At 71.1% G+C, this 15,595-nt stretch carries 16 protein-coding genes; 11 read left to right on the forward strand and 5 right to left on the reverse strand.

The window, feature by feature from the left end; all coding sequences use genetic code 11:
* The first annotated feature begins 231 nt into the window (after window positions 1-231).
* Complete coding sequence (locus AB0D27_RS37900; RefSeq protein ID WP_362518029.1) at window positions 232-1,596, forward strand: NAD(P)/FAD-dependent oxidoreductase; 1,365 nt, start codon at window positions 232-234, stop codon at window positions 1,594-1,596.
* Between the two features lie 12 nt (window positions 1,597-1,608).
* Here the strand turns inward: AB0D27_RS37900 and AB0D27_RS37905 are convergent, their stop codons facing one another.
* Window positions 1,609-3,045 carry a regulator gene (locus AB0D27_RS37905; protein ID WP_362518032.1) on the reverse strand — a complete coding sequence of 479 codons (1,437 nt, stop codon included), beginning with the start codon at window positions 3,043-3,045 and terminating at the stop codon, window positions 1,609-1,611.
* 280 nt (window positions 3,046-3,325) lie between these two features.
* On the opposite strand from AB0D27_RS37905, the gene lipB reads away from it, so the two are divergent.
* From lipB to AB0D27_RS37925, 4 genes are all read left to right on the forward strand, one after another.
* Window positions 3,326-4,123, forward strand: a complete 798-nt coding sequence (lipB, locus tag AB0D27_RS37910; protein ID WP_362518035.1) for a lipoyl(octanoyl) transferase LipB — start codon at window positions 3,326-3,328, stop codon at window positions 4,121-4,123.
* Between the two features lie 196 nt (window positions 4,124-4,319).
* A complete protein-coding gene (gene lipA / locus AB0D27_RS37915) occupies window positions 4,320-5,285 on the forward strand; it encodes a lipoyl synthase (protein WP_362518038.1) in 966 nt (321 codons plus the stop codon).
* Between the two features lie 300 nt (window positions 5,286-5,585).
* Window positions 5,586-5,783, forward strand: coding sequence for a hypothetical protein (locus AB0D27_RS37920; RefSeq protein ID WP_054229278.1), 198 nt, complete (start codon window positions 5,586-5,588; stop codon window positions 5,781-5,783).
* A 79-nt stretch (window positions 5,784-5,862) separates the two neighbouring features.
* Window positions 5,863-6,564, forward strand: a complete 702-nt coding sequence (locus tag AB0D27_RS37925) for a DUF4191 domain-containing protein (RefSeq protein ID WP_362518041.1) — start codon at window positions 5,863-5,865, stop codon at window positions 6,562-6,564.
* Between the two features lie 75 nt (window positions 6,565-6,639).
* Here the strand turns inward: AB0D27_RS37925 and AB0D27_RS37930 are convergent, their stop codons facing one another.
* Window positions 6,640-7,107 (reverse strand): RDD family protein, encoded by a 468-nt coding sequence (locus AB0D27_RS37930; RefSeq protein ID WP_362518044.1) that lies wholly within the window; start codon window positions 7,105-7,107, stop codon window positions 6,640-6,642.
* Window positions 7,108-7,306: 199 nt separating this feature from the next.
* Here AB0D27_RS37930 and glnA point away from each other — a divergent pair, with 199 nt between their 5' ends.
* The 3 genes from glnA to AB0D27_RS37945 all read left to right on the forward strand — a co-directional run bounded on the left by glnA (window position 7,307) and on the right by AB0D27_RS37945 (window position 10,459).
* Window positions 7,307-8,716 carry a type I glutamate--ammonia ligase gene (gene glnA, locus AB0D27_RS37935; protein WP_362518046.1) on the forward strand — a complete coding sequence of 470 codons (1,410 nt, stop codon included), beginning with the start codon at window positions 7,307-7,309 and terminating at the stop codon, window positions 8,714-8,716.
* 230 nt (window positions 8,717-8,946) lie between these two features.
* Window positions 8,947-9,870: a zinc metalloprotease HtpX gene (gene htpX / locus AB0D27_RS37940; RefSeq protein ID WP_362518049.1), complete on the forward strand. Its 924-nt coding sequence runs from the start codon at window positions 8,947-8,949 to the stop codon at window positions 9,868-9,870.
* Window positions 9,871-9,874: 4 nt separating this feature from the next.
* Window positions 9,875-10,459 carry a hypothetical protein gene (locus AB0D27_RS37945; RefSeq protein WP_362518052.1) on the forward strand — a complete coding sequence of 195 codons (585 nt, stop codon included), beginning with the start codon at window positions 9,875-9,877 and terminating at the stop codon, window positions 10,457-10,459.
* Window positions 10,460-10,475: 16 nt separating this feature from the next.
* Here the strand turns inward: AB0D27_RS37945 and AB0D27_RS37950 are convergent, their stop codons facing one another.
* Complete coding sequence (locus AB0D27_RS37950; protein ID WP_362518055.1) at window positions 10,476-10,760, reverse strand: hypothetical protein; 285 nt, start codon at window positions 10,758-10,760, stop codon at window positions 10,476-10,478.
* Between the two features lie 305 nt (window positions 10,761-11,065).
* Here AB0D27_RS37950 and AB0D27_RS37955 point away from each other — a divergent pair, with 305 nt between their 5' ends.
* Both AB0D27_RS37955 and AB0D27_RS37960 read left to right on the forward strand, forming a co-directional pair.
* The gene (locus tag AB0D27_RS37955) at window positions 11,066-11,290 is read left to right on the forward strand and encodes a hypothetical protein (protein ID WP_362518058.1); all 225 of its coding nucleotides are present in this window, start codon (window positions 11,066-11,068) and stop codon (window positions 11,288-11,290) included.
* A 45-nt stretch (window positions 11,291-11,335) separates the two neighbouring features.
* Complete coding sequence (locus tag AB0D27_RS37960) at window positions 11,336-12,109, forward strand: alpha/beta fold hydrolase (RefSeq protein WP_362518061.1); 774 nt, start codon at window positions 11,336-11,338, stop codon at window positions 12,107-12,109.
* A gap of 43 nt (window positions 12,110-12,152) precedes the next feature.
* Here AB0D27_RS37960 and AB0D27_RS37965 read toward each other — a convergent pair whose 3' ends face one another.
* On the reverse strand, window positions 12,153-13,511 hold the full coding sequence (locus tag AB0D27_RS37965) for a DUF2252 domain-containing protein (protein WP_362518064.1): 1,359 nt from the start codon (window positions 13,509-13,511) through the stop codon (window positions 12,153-12,155).
* Between the two features lie 5 nt (window positions 13,512-13,516).
* A complete protein-coding gene (locus AB0D27_RS37970; protein WP_362518066.1) occupies window positions 13,517-13,993 on the reverse strand; it encodes a hypothetical protein in 477 nt (158 codons plus the stop codon).
* Window positions 13,994-14,149: 156 nt separating this feature from the next.
* Between AB0D27_RS37970 and AB0D27_RS37975 the strand changes: the two genes are divergently transcribed.
* Window positions 14,150-15,376, forward strand: coding sequence for a winged helix DNA-binding domain-containing protein (locus AB0D27_RS37975; protein ID WP_362518068.1), 1,227 nt, complete (start codon window positions 14,150-14,152; stop codon window positions 15,374-15,376).
* The last annotated feature ends 219 nt before the right edge of the window (window positions 15,377-15,595 follow it).

Below are 15,595 nucleotides of genomic sequence, written 5' to 3' on the forward strand. Positions count from 1 at the left end.
CGAGCGCGAAGCACGATGCGGGGGTCTGGGGGCGGAGCCCGTCCCCAGGTACGGGACGGGCAGGGGTGGCGGGGGCGAAAAACCACGTGCACCCCCCATGCACCCGTGCACGGCTCCCGCGCGGCTTCCGTCCCTCACCCGCGCCCCTACCCTCGACGCGAACTCGGGTATCCCTGAAGCCAGTTGGGGGCATGACGTCCCCACCGGCCGCGCAACCTCGAGGAGGGGCACGTGCTAGAGCCCGCACGCCAAGCGGACGTGGACGTCGTCATCGTAGGAGCCGGAGTCGCGGGACTCGCGGCCGCCCAGCACCTGACCAGGGCAGGCCTCACGGCCGTCGTCCTGGAGGTCGCGCCCCATGTGGGCGGCCGCATGTCGACGGAGAAAGTGGACGGCTTCCGGCTCGACCGCCTGGGGCAGCCACTGTCCACTTCGTATCCCGAACTGCGTCGCACCCCGGGTCTGACCGGCCTGGCCCTGCGCCCGTTCTCCCCGGGCGTCCTGCTGCACAGCGACGGCCACCACCACCGCGCGACCGCCCCCACCGCGCCCCGGAGCACAAGGGGCGCACTCACCACCGCGCGCGCCTTCGCGAGCGCCCCCCGCCTCCCCCTGGCCCGCCCCACACGCGCGCCCGTACGCCCCGGCCCTCTCGGCGGCCCGCTCGACCAGTCCCGCCTGGCCACCGCGCTGGCCCGGCTCGCCGCCACTGCCCCGGACCGCCTCCTCGCGCGCCCGGAGCTCCCCGCGGCGCTGGCGTTGACCACCCGGGGCGTGCCGGGCCGTGCGGTCGACGGCTTCCTGCGCCCCCTGCTCGCCGCGCTCCTCAGCGATCCGGACCTGCGGACGTCGAGCCGCTGCGCGGACCTCGCGCTGCACTCCTTCGCGACCGGCCGCCTGTGTCTGCCGGAGGGCGGCGCCGACGCCCTCCCGGAGCTCCTCGCGGCCACTCTCCCACCGGGCACCGTCCACACGGGCGTCCAGGTCACGGCGGTCTCCACGACCGTCGTGACCACGAAGGAGCACGGCGAACTGCGCTGCCGCACCGTCCTGCTGGCGACCGGAGCCCGCACCGCCGCCCGGCTCATGCCCGGTCTGCGGCTCCCCGACTTCCACCCGGTGACGGTCCTGCACCACACCACGGACGAACCCCCGCTCACGGAGCCGGCCCTGCTCCTGGACGCCGACAGGAGCGGCCCGGTGGCGCACACCGCGGTCATCAGCCAGGTCGACCCGACGCGCGCCCCCGCGGGCCGCGTCCTCATCTCCTCGACCGTGCTGGGCGTGCCACCCGCCGCCGCCCACCTGGACGCGACGGTCCGCGCCCAGCTGGCCCGTCTCTACGGGACGTCCACCACCCGCTGGGAACTCCTCACGGTCCATCACGACCCCGAGGCGGTCCCGGCGATGCCACCACCGCACGACCTGCGCCGCCCGGTACGGCTGCTGGCGGGCCTCTATGTGTGCGGTGACCACCGGGACACGAGCACGGTCCAGGGCGCCCTCCACTCGGCCCGCCGGGCCGCCCACGCCCTGCTCAGGGACCTGGGCGCCCAACCGGTCCCCTTGGCGGAACCCTTGGAGGCGGCGGCCTGAACCGCCTCCGTGTCAGCTCAGCGCCGCCACCTTGTCCCGGTACCCGCGTACGGGCGCCGCGTCCTTGTAGGGCTCAAGGCGGCGCTCGAAGTCCCGTACGTACTCGACGACCCGCACCGACCTGATCTCCACCGCCTGCCCGGCGGCCTCCGCGCCCAACTGGCAGGCCTGGTCGAGCTCTCCGAGCCCGAGCCGTGCCGTGGCGAGCACGAGGCGGCAGAACAGCCGGCTGCGCGCATAGCCGGGCGCCCGCAGTTGCAGCGAGCGCTCGGCGTGCTGCGCGGCGGCCCGGTACTGCTGCAGATCCCGGTGGCAGTGCCCGAACTCGTCGGCGAGCTGCGCCTCGTCGAAGAACCGTGCCCAGTAGGGGACTTCGTCGCCGGAGCGGGACGCCTCCAGCGCGCGCTCGGCCCGTACGAGGGAGGCCGTGCAGGCCCGTACCTCGCCCAGCACTCCGTGCCCGCGCGCCTCGACGGCGTGCAGCAGGGCCTGCACCACGTGCGGCGCCGCCGATCCGACGCCCTGCTGGGCGACCCGGGCGAGTTGCACGGCCTCGCGTCCGTGGCCGAGATAGACGGCCTGGCGGCTCATCGTCACCAGCACGTACGAGCCGTACGCCCGGTCCCCGGCCGCCTGCGACAGACGCAGCGCCTGCACGAAGTACCGCTGCGCGAGCCCGTGCGCGGCGATGTCGTACGACGTCCAGCCGGCGAGCCGGGTGAGGTCGGCGGCGGCGGCGAACAGGCGCCGTCCGGTCTGTTCGCCGTAGGTGCCTCGCAGCATCGGCTCGGCCTCGTGTTCGAGATAGCGGACCAGAGCCTGGCGTGCGTGGCCGCCGCCGTACGCGTGGTCGAGGGCGCGGAAGAGTTCGCCCACCGAGCGGAGGGCGGCGATGTCGCCGCCGGTGACCTTCTGTCCGGGGCCGCGCTCGGTCTGGCTGCGCTGCCGGGGTACGGCCGGGCGGCCCTGCGCGGGGACGCGTGAGGGTGTCTCGCCGCGGGCGACCCGGTCGTCGGCCCGCCCGATCAGCCAGTCCCGGCTGGGGACGACGAGTCCCGCCGGGGTGAAGGCGATCTTGCGCAGCTCGGCGTGGCTGCCGGAGTCCTTGCGCCACAGGCCACCGACGATGTCGACGGCCTCCTCGGGGCTCGCGGCGAACTCCAGGCCTGCGTACACCGGGGCGCACGCGTCGAGGCCGAGGTCCTGGGCGCTGAGCCGGCGTCCGAGGCGGCGGGTGAACACCTCGGCGATGAGCGCGGGAGTGGTGCCGCGGGGCTGCTGCCCGCGCAGCCACCGGGTGACCGATGTCTTGTCGTATCTCAGATCAAGTCCGTGTTCCAGTCCGAGCTGGTCCACGCGACGGGCGAGACCTGCGTTGGAGAACCCCGCTTCTGCGATGAGCGCGGCGAGCTGACGGTTGGGGGTGCGCTGCGCGGGTCGTTCCGTCATCTGCGGTGCGGTCTCCTGCCTTCCGGGCTGTGACATGCCCGGATTGCCTGTGAGCAGCCCTTATGGCCTCGTGAACGGCGCGAATGTAGCGGAGCGTAAGCACGTCATCGCACGCTTCGGCATGCATTCATCCGATCGTGTGAGGATTGACCGCAGGGCTGACGAACGCCGGCCGGACGTACAGTGGCGTGGGCGCGTTACGTACCTGACGAAAGGTTCTTTCGCGTGCCCCACACGGGCACCGTCGCGTGCTCGACGAAGCTTTAGGGAGGCGCTTGCCGTGAGTGAGTTGCGGTTCGTCCGCATGGGATTCGGTGCCGAGGCCGTCGACTACCAGAAGGCGTGGGACGAGCAGCGCCAGGTGCATGCCGCCCGCTTCCTGGACGAGGTCCCCGACACCTGTCTGCTCCTTGAGCACCTGCCGGTCTACACGGCGGGCCGGCGCACCGCGGACAACGAACGACCCCTCGACGGCACGCCCGTCATCGACGTGGACCGCGGCGGCAAGATCACATGGCACGGACCGGGCCAGCTCGTCGGATATCCGATCCAGAAGCTGCCACGCCCGGTTGACGTCGTCGCCCACCTGCGCCGCCTCGAAGAGGCGATGATCCGCGTCTGCGCGGAGTTCGGCGTCGCCACCAGCCGGGTCGAGGGCCGGGCGGGCGTCTGGGTCCTCGGCGACCCGGTCGAGCAGCGCCCCTCCCTCGGCGGCCTCTCCCTCGACTTCGACCCCAGGCTGGCCGACGAGGAGTTCGATCCCCGCCTCGACGGCCCGGAGTACGCGCCCTCCAACGCGGGCCAGCGCCGCGAGGACCGCAAGATCTGCGCCATGGGCGTCCGCGTCGCCAAGGGCATCACCATGCACGGCTTCGCCCTCAACGTGAACCCCGACACCTCGTCCTTCGACAAGATCATCCCGTGCGGCATCCGCGACGCGGGCGTGACGTCCCTCGCGTACGAACTGGGCCGCGAGGTGACCATCGGCGAGGTCCTGCCGGTCGCCGAGAGGCACCTGCGCGAGGTCCTGGAGGACGCGGACCTGAAGCCGCGGGTGGTGGAGCGGGCGTCGGCGTAGGGCGCCGTGTTTCAGCCAGGCACGGGACCGGTACGGGCGGAGGAGGCGAAACCCGCCGACCCCCGCACCGACGCCGGGCACCCGCGCAACCAGCGGGAATGGACCCCCGTTCCCCAAGGTTGCCCACCTCGGGAACCGAGAACCGCACGGGCGTACCCTGGTGTACGCCGAAGAATCGAAGCTACAGGGAGCCGATGTGTCCGCAGTCGCACCCGACGGACGCAAGATGCTGCGCCTGGAGGTCCGGAACGCCCAGACCCCCATCGAGCGCAAGCCCGAGTGGATCAAGACCCGGGCGAAAATGGGTCCCGAGTACACGAAGATGCAGAGCCTCGTGAAGAGCGAGGGCCTGCACACGGTCTGCCAGGAGGCGGGCTGCCCCAACATCTACGAGTGCTGGGAAGACCGCGAGGCCACCTTCCTCATCGGCGGCGACCAGTGCACGAGGCGCTGCGACTTCTGCCAGATCGACACCGGCAAGCCCGAGGCCCTCGACCGCGACGAGCCGCGCCGCGTCGGTGAGTCCGTCGTGACCATGGACCTGAACTACGCGACCATCACGGGCGTCGCCCGCGACGACCTCGAGGACGGCGGCGCCTGGCTGTACGCGGAGACGGTCCGCCAGATCCACGCGCAGACCGCCAACCGCGAGGCCGGCCGCACCAAGGTCGAACTGCTCGCCCCCGACTTCAACGCCGAGCCGGACCAGCTCGCCGAGGTCTTCTCCTCGCGCCCCGAGGTCTTCGCGCACAACGTGGAGACGGTCCCGCGGATCTTCAAGCGCATCCGCCCCGGCTTCCGCTACGAGCGTTCGCTCAAGGTCATCACCGCGGCCCGGGACTACGGTCTGGTGACGAAGTCGAACCTGATCCTCGGCATGGGCGAGACCCGCGAGGAGGTCAGCGAGGCGCTCCAGCAGCTGCACGAGGCGGGCTGCGAGCTCATCACGATCACGCAGTACCTGCGCCCCTCCGTGCGCCACCACCCCGTGGAGCGCTGGGTCAAGCCGCACGAGTTCGTGGAGCTGAAGGAGGAGGCCGAGGAGATCGGCTTCTCCGGTGTCATGTCGGGCCCGCTGGTCCGCTCCTCGTACCGCGCCGGGCGTCTGTACCAGATGGCGATCGAGAAGCGTGGCGCTTACGTCGCCTCCCAGGCGGTCTGAGACACGCAGACCCCTGGGCGAACGAACGTACGACAAAAAGCGGTGGCACTGAGTGCCACCGCTTTTGTGTGAATCCGCGCACAAGTAACTCCCCCTCCTCACTGGTCCATTCCGTGCGCCCGGGGCGTCCGTCGCAGATGGGGACACCGTTTGGGCCACGTCAACGTGCGCGCCCGCCACATCAAGGCTTCATTGGTGTTTGACCGGTCGGTCACGCCCTGGTAACACCAATCAGTGACCCTGGTCTTACGCCACGTACAACCCCATCCGAGCCGCCGATCCCGAGGGGGGACCTCCATCATGCAGGCCGCGCCCGTACGCGCCACCGCCATCCCGTCGTTCACCGATGCACTCCGTGCCGTCGAGTCGCTGCTCATGAGCAGCGGTCAGCGCACCGCTCGCCGCAATGCCTGGACCTCCGTCCTGGAGGACCGGCGCCGTGCCAAGGACCGGGTCGAGGCGCAGCGCGTGCTGGAATCCGTCGCGACACGTTCGTAGCCGTCCCCTCCGCGGTACCGCGTCCCCGCTCTCCGGTACTGCCGTCGTCGGCGCCTCCCGGGCCACGTAGACTCGTGGCATGGCGAGGAAGGAAACCGCAGCGGACGCTGCGAACCCCGGGCGACTCAAGCAGATCGCCCTGACGTACAAGATGACTCGCAAGGCCGACTCCAAGATCGGTCTTGTACTCGCGGCTGTCGGAATTCTCACCCTCGGTGTCTTCCTCGCGATCGGCTTCTTGATCGGCCACCCGGTCTATGTCGGCATTCTCGGCCTCCTGCTCGCCTTCCTCGCGACGGCGATCGTCTTCGGGCGCAGGGCCGAGCGCGCCGCCTTCGGGCAGATGGAGGGGCAGCCGGGCGCTGCCGCGGCCGTTCTCGACAATGTCGGCCGAGGCTGGACCACGACCCCGGCGGTGGCGATGAACCGCAGCCAGGACGTGGTGCACCGCGCGGTCGGCAAGGCCGGCATCGTGCTGGTCGCCGAGGGCAACCCGAACCGGGTGAAGAGCCTGCTGGCCGCCGAGAAGAAGAAGATGGCGCGGATCGTCGCGGACGTCCCGGTCCACGACATTCTCGTGGGCAGCGGCGAGGGCCAGGTGGAGCTCAAGAAGCTCCGCACGGCGATGCTGAAGCTGCCGCGCGTCCTCAGCGGCCCGCAGGTCACCGCGACCAACGACCGGCTGCGCGCACTGGGCGACCTGATGAGCAACATGCCGCTGCCGAAGGGTCCGATGCCCAAGGGCATGCGGATGCCGCGCGGCGGGCCGAAGGCCCGCTGACATCCCTCCTACGCGAAAGGGGGCGCCCGGAGAGATCCGGGCGCCCCCTTCGTCGTATGGACGCTTTGACGCTCTCTACTTACGAACCTCGACCGTGCCCGCGAAACGGTCGTGCAGGCCGCGACCGTCACGGTCCCAGATCAGGGCCGGGACGGCGAGGAACAGCAGAACCGTGCGCAGCAGGGCGCGCAGCGGGTTGACCCGGCCGGTGCCCAGGCAGACCACCCGCAGGCCGAAGAGCCGCTTGCCGGGGGTGAAGCCGAGCGAGCCGACCGTGAGGACGATCAACACGAAGAGGATGAGCGGCGCCCAGACTTGGGCCGCCCGGTTATAGCTGTCCGTGAGCAGCCCGTATGCGATCAACAGACACAGGCCCCAGTCGACGGCGAGGGCGCCGAGACGGCGGCCGGGGCGAGCGATCGAGCCCGGTCCGTGCTCCGGGAGACCGAGCTGTTCACCCCGGTATCCGAAGTCGACACCGGCTTCCTCCGCGGCCGCGCGAGGTCCGGAGAGCCACGATCCGATTGCTTCCCTGTTGTCCACCCGTCCACGGTACTGTGCCCGTTTTGCCATACGGACAGGAGGGGCCGGGGCGACCCGGGTCGGTTAACTTGGGCGAAACAAATGGGTCACGCTTGAGAAATCACCCGTCCCTAAGGTCGGCCTCAGCGTGTGCCACCGCACTGGCCGCACGAACGAACTACCACCCCGGTCCACAGTGGGCGGGAGTAGGAGGAGCTGGATGTTCCAGAACGCCGACGAGGCCAAGAAGTTCATCGCGGACGAGGACGTCAAGTTCATCGACGTCCGCTTCTGCGACCTGCCGGGTGTGATGCAGCACTTCACGCTGCCGGCGACGGCCTTCGACCCGGACGAGGAACTGGCCTTCGACGGCTCCTCGATCCGCGGCTTCCAGGCCATCCACGAGTCCGACATGGCGCTCCGCGCCGACCTGTCCACCGCGCGCGTCGACGCCTTCCGCCGCGACAAGACGGTCAACATCAACTTCTTCATCCACGACCCGATCACCGGCGAGCAGTACTCCCGTGACCCGCGCAACGTGGCGAAGAAGGCCGAGGCCTACCTCGCGTCGACCGGTATCGCCGACACCGCGTACTTCGGCCCCGAGGCCGAGTTCTACGTCTTCGACAGCGTGCGCTTCGACACCAAGTCGAACGAGGCCTTCTACCACATCGACTCCGAGGCGGGCGCCTGGAACACCGGTGCGCTGGAGGACAACCGCGGCTACAAGGTCCGCTACAAGGGCGGCTACTTCCCGACCCCGCCGGTCGACCACTTCGCCGACCTGCGCGCCGAGATCTCCCTCGAGCTGGCCGCCTCCGGTCTCCAGGTCGAGCGCCAGCACCACGAGGTGGGCACCGCCGGCCAGGCCGAGATCAACTACAAGTTCAACACGCTGCTCGCCGCGGCCGACGACCTCCAGCTCTTCAAGTACATCGTGAAGAACGTCGCCTGGCGCAACGGCAAGACCGCGACCTTCATGCCGAAGCCGATCTTCGGTGACAACGGCTCGGGCATGCACGTCCACCAGTCGCTGTGGGCCAACGGCGACCCGCTGTTCTACGACGAGGCCGGTTACGCGGGTCTGTCGGACACCGCCCGCTTCTACATCGGCGGCATCCTCAAGCACGCCCCCTCCCTCCTCGCCTTCACGAACCCGACGGTGAACTCCTACCACCGCCTGGTCCCCGGCTTCGAGGCCCCGGTCAACATGGTGTACTCGCAGCGCAACCGCTCCGCCGCCATGCGTATCCCGATCACCGGCTCGAACCCGAAGGCCAAGCGCGTCGAGTTCCGTGCGCCGGACTCCTCCGGCAACCCGTACCTCGCCTTCTCGGCCCTCCTCCTCGCGGGCCTCGACGGCATCAAGAACAAGATCGAGCCGGCCGAGCCGATCGACAAGGACCTCTACGAGCTGGCCCCCGAGGAGCACGCGAGCGTCGCGCAGGTTCCGACCTCGCTCCCGGCCGTCCTCGACCGTCTCGAGGCCGACCACGAGTTCCTCCTCCAGGGCGACGTCTTCACGTCCGACCTGATCGAGACGTGGATCGACTACAAGCGCACCAACGAGATCGCTCCTCTGCAGCTGCGTCCGCACCCGCACGAGTTCGAGCTCTACTTCGACGTGTAAGACGGGCAAGTCGACACGGCTTCCGTACGGAGCCCCGTCATCGCCTTCGGGTGGTGGCGGGGCTCCGTCGTTGTGTGCCCGGCATAAAGGCCGTTGTGTGCCCGGCATAAATAAGTGGCACTTGACAGGGCAGTTCTTTGCCCACCATGGGGTGATAGAGGCCTGTTCATGGGCGAGCGCGGGCGCACAATGGAAAGCGGGACGAGTGCCTGAGTGTGGGATGGTGCGGGATGCAGAGTCGGTTTCGGAGTGATCGGCGGCTGACCGTGCGGATGACGGTCACGTTGTTTCTGCTCGGATTGCTGTACGTGGCGTTCGTCGCCGCGTTGATCGTGTTGCTGAAGTCCTGGGTGCTGGTCGTGGTGATCGCGGCCGGGCTGCTCGGCGCGCAGTACTGGTTCTCGGACCGGATCGCGCTGTACGCGATGCACGGGCGGATCGTGGAGCGGGAGGAGTATCCCCAGCTGCACGGGGTGGTCGACCGGCTGTGTGCCGTGGCCGACATGCCGAAGCCGCTCGTCGCCGTGTCCGATCTCGATATGCCGAACGCGTTCGCGACCGGGCGGAACGCCGATCACGCGGTGCTGTGTGTGACCACCGGGCTGCTGCGGCGGCTGGAGCCCGACGAGCTCGAGGGCGTACTCGCGCACGAGCTGTCGCATGTGGCGCACAAGGATGTCGCCGTGATCACCGTCGCCTCGTTCCTCGGGGTGCTCGCCGGGCTGATCGTGCGGTTCGCGTTCTACTCTCAGCTCTTCGGCGGGCGCGGCAGGAAGGACCAGAACACGCTGGCGGTCTTCATGGCGGTGATGGCCGTCTCCGCCGCCGTGTACGCGATCAGCTTCCTGCTCATCCGGGCGCTGTCCCGGTACCGCGAGCTGGCCGCCGACCGGGCCGCGGCCCTGCTCACCGGACGTCCCTCGGCGCTGGCGTCCGCGCTGACCAAGGTCACCGGGGACATCGGGCGGATTCCGACCAAGGACCTGCGGACGGCGCAGGCGTTCAACGCCTTCTACTTCACGCCCGCCCTCGGCGCCGAGCCGGGTATCGCCAAGTACTTCTCCACCCACCCGAGCCTGGAGCAGCGGCTCGAGCAACTGGCCCGTATCTCCGCCGAGCTGGGCGAGGCGGCGGCGCCCGGAAAGGCCACCTGACCAGATGGGATTCCTGGACATCCTGCTCGGCCGCAGCAAGCCCGTCGCACCCGATCTCGACCAGCTCTTCGGGCTGGCGTCGGCGGCCGTGACCCTGCAGGCGGCCGCCGGGTTCACGCCGACCGGGACGGGTGCGGTGTGCTTCGCCACGGTGGAGGGCGCGGCCTTCGCCCAGGCGCACGAGGAGGTGCAGGCGCTGCTCGACGCCGATGCTGAGCGCAGCGGGCCGCCCGTGGAGCTCAGCCGGGACGAGTACGGGTACTCGTGGCTGGTCTCACGGAGGGAAGCCGATGACCTGCCCGCCCTGGTGAGCGATCTGCACGCGGTCAACAGCGCGCTGGAGAGCACCGGCTTCGGACCGCAGCTGCTCTGCTCGGTGGTGGGTTTCCAGGATTCCGGGCAGCGGCGGCTCGGGCTCGTCTATCTCTACAAGCGCGGGACGTTCTACCCCTTCGCACCGTCGGCCGGTGGGGACCAGCGGCGCGACAACGCGCTGGAACTGCAGATCAAGGCAGCGCTCACCGACGATCTGCGGATGGAGCAGGATCTCGGCCGCTGGTTCCCGATCTGGGGTGCCCCGGCTCTGTGAACCGGGGCACCGGGCGTTACTTCTGGCGCTCCTGGCGGCGCGCCTCGCGCGGGCGCTCCCTGCGGTAGCGGCGCTCCCACTTGGCCTGCCGGTCACGGCGGTCCCGGTACGCGCGGTAGCTGGGGTCCGGGCGCGCGGACGAGGGTCCGCCGCCCGACGAGGACGCGGTGCCGGGGGCGCCGCCGGTGCGGCCGTAGCGGACGTACAGGAAGAGGAGGGCGGCCGCGGCGAGCCACAGGACGTGGTTGCCGAAGCCCATGACGGCCAGGATCACGGCCGCGGAAATGATTAAGGTTCCCATGGCGGGACTCCGTGTGGCGTGGATGGCTGAGCGGTGATGGATGTGGATCTCCCCGACGGGGCGCTGGGGGTGGGCAACCGTCCGTCGGTGCGTAGAGAGTAGCCCCGAGTCCGCCAGGTGATGCCTCTCCTGCGGAAGGCGGGACCAGCAGCTCCGCAACGCCTGTCCAGCGTAGGGACGACGCTCATGGACACGCATCTCCTTTTCTCCCGACTACGCGCCTTTCGCCGCCGCTACAGAGTCGGCCAACGTGCCAAAACGGTCATAGGGGGCGCCCCGCGTGAGCAATCTGTTGGCTGTGGGGCGTGGTGATCGGGCTGCTCTTCCTGGCACCGCTGCTCGGCGCGGCGGTGGGCGCGGGGGCGGGTGCCGCCGGGCGCGGGTGCCGCCGGGGGCGGGTGCCGCCGGGCGCGGGTGCCGCCGGGCGCGGGTGCCGCCGGGGCGCGGTCACGGACACCGACGCCGGCGCGTCCAGTGGTGCGCAGAGTGGCACGTCCGGGGATGCGCCCGGTGGTACGCCCGCCTCCTGACGCCCCGTCTGCTGAGCGGTCTGAGGGACGTGCGTAAATGGGGGGATGCTGTCCTCCTTCACGCACCACCACGACGGTGAACGACTGAGCTGCGTCAGCGGCGGAGACGACGGTGGTGGCGCCGGCGGTGGCGACGCGGCCACCGCCGTCCTGCTGCACGGCGCCGGTATCGGCAGCAAGGAGCGCCTGCTCCCTCTCCTCGAGGACTTCGTCGTACGCGGCTGCCGGGGGCTGGCCCTCGACTTCTCAGGGCACGGCGAAAGCACCGGCGCGCTCGGGGAGTTGAGCCTTGAGCGGCGCTTTGAACAGGCCGTTTCCGTCATCGACGCGACGGTCCCTGCGGACGGCCGGCTGATCCTCGTCGGGTTCAGCATGAGCGGCCAGACGGTCGCAGATCTCGCGGGCCACTACGGGAAGCGGGCAGTGGCTCTCGGGCTGTGCGCTCCGGCGGTGTACGGCGCTGAAGCGTGGCCTGTTGCGTTCGGCGAGGGCGAGAGCCGCTTCAGCGAGATCATCCGTACGCCGGACAGCTGGCGGCGCTCCCCCGCGCTCGGCGTCCTGCGGGCGTACGCGGGACGGGCGGTGCTCGCCGTGCCCGGCAACGACACCGTCATCCCGTCCGCGGTGACCGAGGCGGTGGCGGAGGCACTCGCCGCCGGCTCCCGGTTCACGCGGTTCGATCTGCCCGACGCGGAGCACATGCTGGGCCTCTGGTTCCGCCACCACGCCGAGGACCGGCGAAACTTCGTGGATCTCCTGCTCACCGAACTCGACGACCAAGAGCGGACGGCGAACCGGGCGACCGTACCAGGGCGTTGACGTCCTCGCGGGTGGTCGCCGCTCCCGCTCGGGTGCCCGGCGGTCAGACGCCGGGAGCCGCCGGGATCACCCCGGCCGCCACGGCCGCTCCCAGTGCCGCGTGGTCGTCGGCGTTCTGGTCCGCGTAGCGCAGCGCGAAGTCCGCGACCGCGCGTTCGAAGGTGTCGGCGCCGCCGAGGTACGCGGCGATCGCGATGCGGTCGCCGGAACGGGCGTGGGCGCGCGCCAGAGCGGTGCCGCACAGCCGGGCGTAGTTGCGCTGTTCGCCGGGGCTCATGCCGGCGACGTCCGCGGAGCCCTTCATGTCGCGCAGTTGGCGCCAGTAGAACGCCCGTCCCTGCGGTCCGCTCACCCAGCCGAGGAAGATGTCGCTCGCGGCCTGGAGCAGCCGCTGCCCCGCGACGACCCGGTGCCCCGGATGGACGTACGGGCCGCTGGGCAGGTGCTCTTCGAGTACGGACGTGCCGGCCTCCTTGATCTGCAGGAACAGCGGGTCGTCCGCGTCCCGTCCGGCGAGCAGCACGAGGAAGCAGCGGGTGCCGACGCTGCCCACGCCGACGACTTTGCGGGCGGCGTCGGCGAAGCGGTAGCGGTCGAGGAGGAGGCGGCGCTCCTCGGGGAGCGTGGAGCGGTAGTCGCTGAAGATCTTGCGCAGCGAGGCCATGTCGGGGGCTCCGGCCGGTTCCAGCAGGGGCGGGTCGTGCACGATGCGGGGGCGTCCGTCGACGGTCTCGGTGAGTTTGCCCAGCGCGTGGAGGTCGGTTCGGCGTCGGGCGCGGGTGAGGCTCGACTCGACCTGTCCCCGGCGGCGGGCGGAGCGGATCAGCGGGAGCAGTTGGTCGGCGTCTATGCGCTCGTACCAGACGGCCAGCTCGCCCTGTTCGGCGAGCCGCCGTACGGCCTCGCGGTACGCGCCCGCCGCCGCCCGCGCCGCGCCGTGGACGTGGGCCTCCTTGTGCCCGTTCTCGCGGGCGGCGACCGCGACGCTGGCCGCGAGCCGTTTCACGTCCCACTCGAAGGGGCCGGGGAACGTCTCGTCGAAGTCGTTGAGGTCGAAGAGCAGGGTGCGTTCCGGGGAGGCGTACAGCCCGAAGTTCAGCAGATGGGCGTCGCCGCACAGCTGCACCGTGAGCCCGGTGTGCGGCTGGGCGGCCAGGTCGGCGACCATGACGGCGGCGGCGCCGCGCAGGAAGGCGAAGGGTGACGCCGTCATCCGCCCGTACCGGATCGGCAGGAGCTCCTGGAGCCGGTCCTTGCCCTGCCGTTCCAGTACGCCGACGGGGTCGGGGCGGTCGGCGGTGGGGATCCAGGTGCCGTGCGAGGAACGGGAGGAGCGTTTGCGGGCCGCCTTGCCCAGGGCGGCGCGGTCCGCCGGGGTGGCTGGGGCGCCGTTGTGGACCACGGTCGTCAGTGCCGCGCGGCGCGGGCGACGTCCGCCGTGACGTCGCCGGAGAGGGTACGCCCGCTGCGAGCGGTGGCGTCCTTGGCGGCGCCCGCGGCGACGTCGTCCACCGTGACCACGACCGTGTCGAGGAGGTTGCCGCCCTTGTCGCGGAAGTCCACCTGGATGACGTACGTCTTCGCCGAGGACGTGGAGTTGGTGACGGTCAGCTTGGCGGTGGCATGCCCGGCGGAGTCGGTGCTCACCCGGTTGTCGAGCCGTACATCGCTCTTGGCGTCCACGCCGTTCTTGAACTCCTTGAACTTCCGGCCGGCCTCGGCGGTCGCGGAGGCCAGGGCGTCGCCGGCCTTGGAGACGGCGGACGCGGCTTGGGAAGTCACGTTGGAGGGGGTGTTGTCGTTCGAGCAGCCGGTCAGGGGCGCGGCCAGGGCCGCCGTCGCGGCCGCCGCCGGAAGCAGCGCTCGTATGCCATGCCTCTGCATCGCCTCTCCCCGGCCTGCTCCTCGTTGGTCTCCTTCGGGTCCCGCGCCTCGCGGTGGCCTCAGTCAAGGCCGTGAACAGGGCGTACGCCATGCTGAGTACGGCAAACGGGTGAGTCACGCCGCGTGCCGGGCGGGTGTTCGAGAGGATGAGGATCAGTGCACTTCACGGGAGCGGGCGGAGGCGGCGTGAGCGGGCAGCGGCGGCACATCGGGGTGGCGGAGCGGCGGGCCCGGTTCGCGCGGCGGCAGCGGCTCGCTCCCACCGCCCGGGCGGCGCGTCCCGAGGAGGTCGCGGATTCGCTGGTCGCGCTGCACGGCACCGATCCGGCGACCGTGTACCTGGCGGTGGGCGCGCGGCTGGCGGACGCCGGGAAGACGGTGGCGGAGGTCGAGCGGGCGCTGTACGAGGACCGGACGCTGGTACGGATGCACGGCATGCGGCACACCGTGTTCGTGTTCCCCACCGAGCTGGCCGCCGTCGTGCACGCCTCGACCGGGCTCGCCATCGCCGCGAAGGCCCGGGCCGGGCTGATCAAGGACGTGATCACCGGCAGCGACGGGCGGCTGACCGAACAGTGGCTCACGGAGGTGGAGGCGTCCGCGCTCGCCGCGCTGGCCCGGCGTGGGCAGGCCACGGTGAACGAACTCACCGGGGATGAGCCCCGGTTGAGGGAACAGTTCACGTACGGGGCCGGGAAGAGCTACGAGAGCCCGCAGACCGTGTCGTCCCGGCTGATGCGGGTCCTCGGTGTCGAGGGCCGGGTGGTGCGCGGGCGTCCGCTCGGCTCGTGGACATCGAGCCAGTTCCGCTGGGCGGTCGCCCCGCCGCATCCCGAACTCCCTCCCGCGCAGGCTCAGCCCGAGCTGCTGCGCCACTGGCTGGTGGCGTGCGGGCCGGCCACGGAGGCGGACCTCAAGTGGTGGACGGGCTGGAAGGTCACCGACGTGAGGCGGACGCTGGCCGCGATCGGCGCGGTGGCCGTGTCGCTGGACGACGGTGCCACCGGGTACGTCGCGGAGGAGGACCTCGATCCCGTCCCCGGGCCCTCGGCGCCGTGGGCCGCGCTGCTGCCCGGACTGGACCCCACGGCCATGGGCTGGCAGGAACGCGACTGGTACCTCGCGCCCTCGCTGCGGCCCGCCCTCTTCGACCGCAGCGGCAATGTCGGGCCGACGGTGTGGTGGGACGGGCGCGTGGTCGGCGGATGGGCCCAGCGGGCCGACGGCGACATCGTGTGGCGCCTCCTGGACACGGAGGGGGTGGGCCGGGAGGCCCACACCGCCCTCGCCGCGGAGGCGGCCCGCCTGCAGTCCTGGGTCGGCGGCACCAGGATCACTCCGCGCTTCCGGACCCCACTGGAACGCGAACTGTCGTCGGCCTGAGGGTATTTCGCCCCCTCCGCAAACGCCGGAGGAGCTGAAAGTCTTCAGCCCCTCCGGCGTTTGAGGACGAGCGCGTCAGCGCGACAACGGGGGTCTGGGGGCGGCAGCCCCCGGGTACGGCACGGCCGGGGGCGGGGGGCCGCCCACGGGCGCGCACCCCGCCCCCCCGGGGGGTCTGACCGCGCGGACCTCAAAAGCCCCCCCCCCCAGTGGGGCGTG

The sequence above is a fragment of the Streptomyces sp. NPDC048415 genome, from assembly GCF_040651675.1.
GTDB lineage: Bacteria > Actinomycetota > Actinomycetes > Streptomycetales > Streptomycetaceae > Streptomyces.

Excerpts from the sequence above, each read along its gene's own strand:
- AB0D27_RS37925 (WP_362518041.1), top strand. The coding sequence starts at position 5,863 with ATGGCGAGGAAGGAAACCGCAGCGGACGCTGCGAACCCCGGGCGACTC.
- AB0D27_RS37945 (WP_362518052.1), top strand. The coding sequence starts at position 9,875 with ATGGGATTCCTGGACATCCTGCTCGGCCGCAGCAAGCCCGTCGCACCC.
- AB0D27_RS37905 (WP_362518032.1), bottom strand. The coding sequence starts at position 3,045 with ATGACGGAACGACCCGCGCAGCGCACCCCCAACCGTCAGCTCGCCGCG.
- glnA (WP_362518046.1), top strand. The coding sequence starts at position 7,307 with ATGTTCCAGAACGCCGACGAGGCCAAGAAGTTCATCGCGGACGAGGAC.
- AB0D27_RS37950 (WP_362518055.1), bottom strand. The coding sequence starts at position 10,760 with ATGGGAACCTTAATCATTTCCGCGGCCGTGATCCTGGCCGTCATGGGC.
- AB0D27_RS37970 (WP_362518066.1), bottom strand. The coding sequence starts at position 13,993 with ATGCAGAGGCATGGCATACGAGCGCTGCTTCCGGCGGCGGCCGCGACG.
- AB0D27_RS37920 (WP_054229278.1), top strand. The coding sequence starts at position 5,586 with ATGCAGGCCGCGCCCGTACGCGCCACCGCCATCCCGTCGTTCACCGAT.
- AB0D27_RS37960 (WP_362518061.1), top strand. The coding sequence starts at position 11,336 with ATGCTGTCCTCCTTCACGCACCACCACGACGGTGAACGACTGAGCTGC.
- htpX (WP_362518049.1), top strand. The coding sequence starts at position 8,947 with ATGCAGAGTCGGTTTCGGAGTGATCGGCGGCTGACCGTGCGGATGACG.